6 protein-coding genes are annotated in these 4,663 nt (G+C 73.4%); 3 read left to right on the top strand and 3 right to left on the bottom strand.

Annotated elements, in window-relative coordinates; genetic code table 11:
- The first annotated feature begins 220 nt into the window (after window positions 1-220).
- Complete coding sequence (locus HUW36_RS26220; RefSeq protein WP_174530592.1) at window positions 221-679, top strand: Rv0361 family membrane protein; 459 nt, start codon at window positions 221-223, stop codon at window positions 677-679.
- A 3-nt stretch (window positions 680-682) separates the two neighbouring features.
- On the opposite strand, the gene HUW36_RS26215 is transcribed toward HUW36_RS26220, so the two are convergent.
- The 3 genes from HUW36_RS26215 to HUW36_RS26205 all read right to left on the bottom strand — a co-directional run bounded on the left by HUW36_RS26215 (window position 683) and on the right by HUW36_RS26205 (window position 3,646).
- Window positions 683-1,402, bottom strand: coding sequence for a thymidine kinase (locus tag HUW36_RS26215; RefSeq protein ID WP_174530591.1), 720 nt, complete (start codon window positions 1,400-1,402; stop codon window positions 683-685).
- Window positions 1,403-1,469: 67 nt separating this feature from the next.
- A complete protein-coding gene (locus HUW36_RS26210; RefSeq protein WP_174530590.1) occupies window positions 1,470-2,861 on the bottom strand; it encodes an MFS transporter in 1,392 nt (463 codons plus the stop codon).
- 17 nt (window positions 2,862-2,878) lie between these two features.
- On the bottom strand, window positions 2,879-3,646 hold the full coding sequence (locus tag HUW36_RS26205) for a glycerophosphodiester phosphodiesterase family protein (RefSeq protein ID WP_174530589.1): 768 nt from the start codon (window positions 3,644-3,646) through the stop codon (window positions 2,879-2,881).
- A gap of 88 nt (window positions 3,647-3,734) precedes the next feature.
- Here HUW36_RS26205 and HUW36_RS26200 point away from each other — a divergent pair, with 88 nt between their 5' ends.
- Window positions 3,735-4,184 (top strand): helix-turn-helix domain-containing protein, encoded by a 450-nt coding sequence (locus HUW36_RS26200; protein ID WP_174530588.1) that lies wholly within the window; start codon window positions 3,735-3,737, stop codon window positions 4,182-4,184.
- Window positions 4,177-4,545: a DUF4180 domain-containing protein gene (locus HUW36_RS26195; protein WP_174530587.1), complete on the top strand. Its 369-nt coding sequence runs from the start codon at window positions 4,177-4,179 to the stop codon at window positions 4,543-4,545. The genes HUW36_RS26200 and HUW36_RS26195 overlap by 8 nt, the downstream gene beginning before the upstream one ends.
- Window positions 4,546-4,663 lie beyond the last annotated feature (118 nt).

The raw sequence follows: 4,663 nt of genomic DNA, 5'->3' as shown, positions 1-4,663 counted from the left end.
CGGTGCTCGGGCTGGGCACCTGCCTGGTCGGGGTGGCCGGCCTGGCGGCGTGGAACGCCCAGGTGGTGCTGCAGGCCGACGGGCCGGTGCGGGAGCCCGTCACGCGTCATCCGCCGCTCCTTGAGGCTGTCGTCCGCCGACGGTAGACGATCCGGCGTAGCCGGACGACAGCGGCGCAACCGGCTGCGCGGCGGTCGCCGGTTGCCTACCGTCGGTGGTGATGGGCAGGCAGCAGGGATGGCAGCGGCCGGCCCGGCGTCGCCGGCCGGTACGCGCCGGTGTGCTGGTCGCGGTGCTCGGGCTGGGCACCTGCCTGGTCGGGGTGGCCGGCCTGGCGGCGTGGAACGCCCAGGTGGTGCTGCAGGCCGACGGGCCGGTGCGGGAGACCGCGGACGGGTTCTTCCGCGACGTCGCGGCCGGTGACACCGGGCGGGCGTACGAGCGGTTGTGCCGGGACGCGCGCAGCCGGTGGAGCGAGGCCGGGTTCGGCAGTTGGGTGCGTACCCCGCCGGTGGTCAGCGGCTACGAGATCGTCGACGTGGCGGTGTCGACGCGGGGCGGGCGGCCGCGCGGCACGGTGGTGGTGCGCCTGAACCGTGACGGCGGCGGCAGCGAGGAGCGGGAGCTGACGGTGGTGTCGGAGAACGGCTCGTGGCGGGTGTGCGGGGATCCGTTCTGAGGCTCAGGCGCGCGGGCCGAGGTCGCCGGAGCGGTAGTGCCGCCGGCACAGCACCTGGTAGCGCACGTCGGCGGTGTCGACGGTGTCGCCGATGACGACCTGCGCGCCCTCGCGGACCACCTCGCCGCGCACCACCCGGGCGTTGAGCAGCCCTTCGCGGCCGCACCAGCAGAGCACCTCGACCTGGATGCGGGCCACCTCGTCGGCCAGCTCGAACAGCCGCTGCGCGGCCGGGAAGAGGCAGGAGCGGAAGTCGGTGGCCAGGCCGAAGGCGTAGACGTCGACGTCGAACTTGTCGACCAGCTCGGCCATCTGCTCGACGTGCTCCAGGTTGTAGAACGACGCCTCGTCGCAGATCAGGTAGTCGACCCGTACCCCTTCGGCCCAGGCGTCGCGGACCAGGTCGCGCAGGTCGAGGTCGTCGGTGACCTCGACCGCCTCGTGGGCCAGGCCGATGCGGGTGGTGACCTGCGGGCCGAGCGAGCGGTCGATGCGGGTGGTGACCAGGCCGCGGCGGCCCTGCCGGGCGTGGTTGTGGTTCATCTGCAGCGCCATGGTCGACTTGCCGCAGTCCATCGGGCCCCAGAAGAACTTCAGCGCGGCGGCGTGCAGCGGGCGGCCGTCCACGCCCCGGGCGGCGGCGCAGCCGCCGGCGCGGTCGTCGCCGGGCCCCGGCAGGGGGCGGGCCAGGCAGGTGGGGGTGGCAGCGGCGTCGTCGGTCACGTCGGGGCAGCCTAGCCGATCGACGCCGCTGCATCGGTCGGCGATGATCGTCCGACCGGCGTCGGCGCTACAGCACCCGGGGTGGCGTGTTGCCGGCCGCGATGATGGCCCGGCGCATCGGCACGGCGGCCAGCAGCGCGAACCCGACCACGAAGAAGATCAGCAGCGACACCAGACCGACCCGGTACGACGAGGTCAGCTGGAAGACCAGCCCGAACGCGAGCGGGCCGAGCCAGCTGGTGCCCTTGTCGCTGATCTCGTAGAACCCGTAGTACTCGCCCTCCTTGCCGGCGGGGATCAGCTGGCTGAACAGCGAACGGCTCAACGCCTGGCTGCCGCCCAGGACCAGGCCGATGCAACCGCCGAGGATCATGAACGGTACGGGCGCCTCGGCGGGCAGCCGGAACGCCGCGATGATCACACCGGTCCAGAGCACCAGCGACAGCAGCACGGTCTTCCACGCGCCGATCCGCTTCGCCAGCGCGCCGAGGGCGAGCGCGCCGCCGAAGGCGAGGAACTGCACCAGCAGGATGGTCACGATCAGGGTGCTCTGCTCCAGCCGCAGTTCCTCGGTGCCGTACTGGCTGGCCAGCGTGATGACGGTCTGGATGCCGTCGTTGAACACCAGGAACGCGAGCAGGAAGAACAGCGTCAGCGGGTACGCCTTGATCTCCCGCAGGGTGCGGCCGAGCTGCCGGAACCCGTCGGTGAGCACGTTGGCGCCGCCGTGCAGCGCGGCGGCGGTGGGGTGCTCGCGCAGCCAGCGCAGCGGCAGCAGGGTGAACGCCGCCCACCACACGCCGGCCGAGACGATCGACCAGCGGGCCAGGTCGAGGGTGCGCTGCGCGTTGCCCTCCTCGCTGAGCATGGTGACCGCGACCAGGTTGAGCGCGAGCAGCAGCCCACCGCCGAGGTAGCCGATGGCCCAGCCCCGGCTGGAGATGCCGTCGCGGTCGTCCGGGCCGCCGAGCTGCGGCAGGAACGAGTTGTAGACCACCACGGCGGCGCCGAAGGAGATGTTCGCGATCAGGAACAGCGCGCCGCCGAGCAGGTACCGCTCGCCGGTGACGAACGCGAAGGCGATGGTCGCGCCCGCGCCGGTGAACGCGGCGGCGGCGAGCAGCCGCTTCTTGTGCGCCGAGCGGTCGGCGATCGCGCCGACCACGGGCAGCACGAACACGGTGAGGAAGACCGACAGCGAGATCAGGTACGGGTAGTAGGAGCCGGCGGCGACCCGGATGCCGAGCGGGTGCACCACTCCGTCGCAGCTGTCCGCGCCCAGCTCGCAGCCGGCGGCCAGCTCGGTGACCGTGGTCAGGAACGGCCCGAGGAAGACCGTGATGACGGTGGTCTGGAACGCGGAGTTCGCCCAGTCGTAGAAGTACCAGCCGGTGCGCTCGCGACGGGTGCTGCCCGGACGCGCGGGCTCGGCGACGGCGGGGGTGACCGTATCGGCCATCGGCTGGTCCTCGGGTCTCAGGCGGCCCAGTGGCCGCGGCTGCGGTAGACGTCGCGGAGCACGCCGACGTGATCGGTCATGATGCCATCCACTCCAAGATCAAGTAAGTGGTGCATCTGGGCGGGTTCGTCGATCGTCCAGACGTGCACCTGCAACCCGATCCGGTGGCAGTAGGCGAGGAGCCGGCGGTCGACCACGCGGATCCGCCCGTAGGAGACCGGGACCTGGGCGGCGACCACGGACGGGGGCAGCCGCAGCGGCCGCCCGTGCAGCGAGGCCATCCGCAGCCGGGCCACGCCGCGCATGCCGAGGCTGCTGGCGACCTTCGGCCCGGCCAGGGCGCGCAGCCGGGTCAGCCGGGCGTCGCTGAACGAGGCCAGCAGCACCCGGTCGGCGGCGCCGACGCGGGCGACCGCCTCGACGGTCGGCTCGACGCCGCCGTCGGCCTTGACGTCGACGTTGAACCGCACCTGTGGCCAGGCGCCGAGGACGTCGTCGAGGCGGGGGACCAGGGCGGCGCCGCCGACGCGCACCGAGGCGAGGTCGGCCCAGCGCAGGTCGGCGATGCGCCCCGCCTCGCCGGTGACCCGGCGCAGCGTGGGGTCGTGGAAGACCACCGGCACGCCGTCGGCGGTGGCGTGCACGTCGGTCTCCACGTACCGGTAGCCCAGGGCGACGGCACGGGCGAACGCGGCGGCGGTGTTCTCGTCGCCGTCGGCCGCGCCGCCACGGTGGGCGAAGGCCAGCGGCGCGGGCGCGTCGAGGTAGCCGTGACGGGGCTGCACGCCGGCAGTATGCCGGGCCGAGGTGGCATCGGGGTGACCGGCCGGTGAAATTACCTATCCTTCCCTGAGGGCGCTAGCATAGGGTGCGATGGGTAACGACATATACTCGGTGGAGCAGGTCGCGGAGCTGCTCGGGCTGCACGTGCGCACGGTGCGCGGCTACATCCGGGCCGGACGGCTGCGCGCCGTGCGCATCGGCAAGCAGTACCGGATCGCCCGCGCCGACCTGGACGCGCTGACCGGCCGCCCGTCGTCGGCACCGTCGGCGACGGCGGAGGTGTCGAGCATCGTGCAGCTCGACGGCGTCGACCGGGCCGCCGCCGACCGGCTCGCCACGCTGGTGCTGGCCGGCGTGAACACCCACCACGACCCGGACCGTCCGCTGCGGGTGCAGACGGTCCACGACGAGGAGCGCCACCGCATGAAGATCGTGATCCTGGGCGACGTCGCCGCCACCGCCGACCTGCTGCGGCTGCTCGACGCGGTGCTGGGCGGCGAGAACGGCCTGCTCGCCGGCGAGGCGGCCGACCGTGGCTGACGAGCTGCGCGAACTCGGCGGCGCGACCGTGCTGGTCTGCGACCCGCACGGGCCGCCGATCGTCACCGAGCGCGACGCGCTGGACCTGATCGGCGCGGCGTTCCTCGGCGCCACGGTGGTGGCGGTGCCCGCGGCCCGGCTCGACCCGAGCTTCTTCGCGCTGGGCACCCGGTTCGCCGGCGAGGTCATGCAGAAGTTCGTCAACTACCGGCTGCGCCTGGTGGTGGTCGGGGACATCTCGGACCACCTGGCCCGCAGCGGCGCGCTGCGGGCGCTGGTGGCCGAGTCCAACCGGCACGAGCAGGTGTGGTTCCTGCCCGACCTGGGCGCGCTCGACGACCGGCTGCGCGCCGCCGGCTGACCGCTACCGCAGCCAGCCGGCGGTCAGCGCGGTCACCCCGAGGCCGTCGGTGTCGGCCAGCTTGAGCGCGACGAACTGCCGGGCGGCGGCCGAGGTCTGCACCCGGGGCGCGGGCTCC

The organism is Micromonospora maritima, assembly GCF_902825405.1.
In the GTDB taxonomy this organism is placed as follows: domain Bacteria; phylum Actinomycetota; class Actinomycetes; order Mycobacteriales; family Micromonosporaceae; genus Micromonospora; species Micromonospora maritima.
This window is presented reverse-complemented; position numbering and strand designations above follow the sequence as displayed.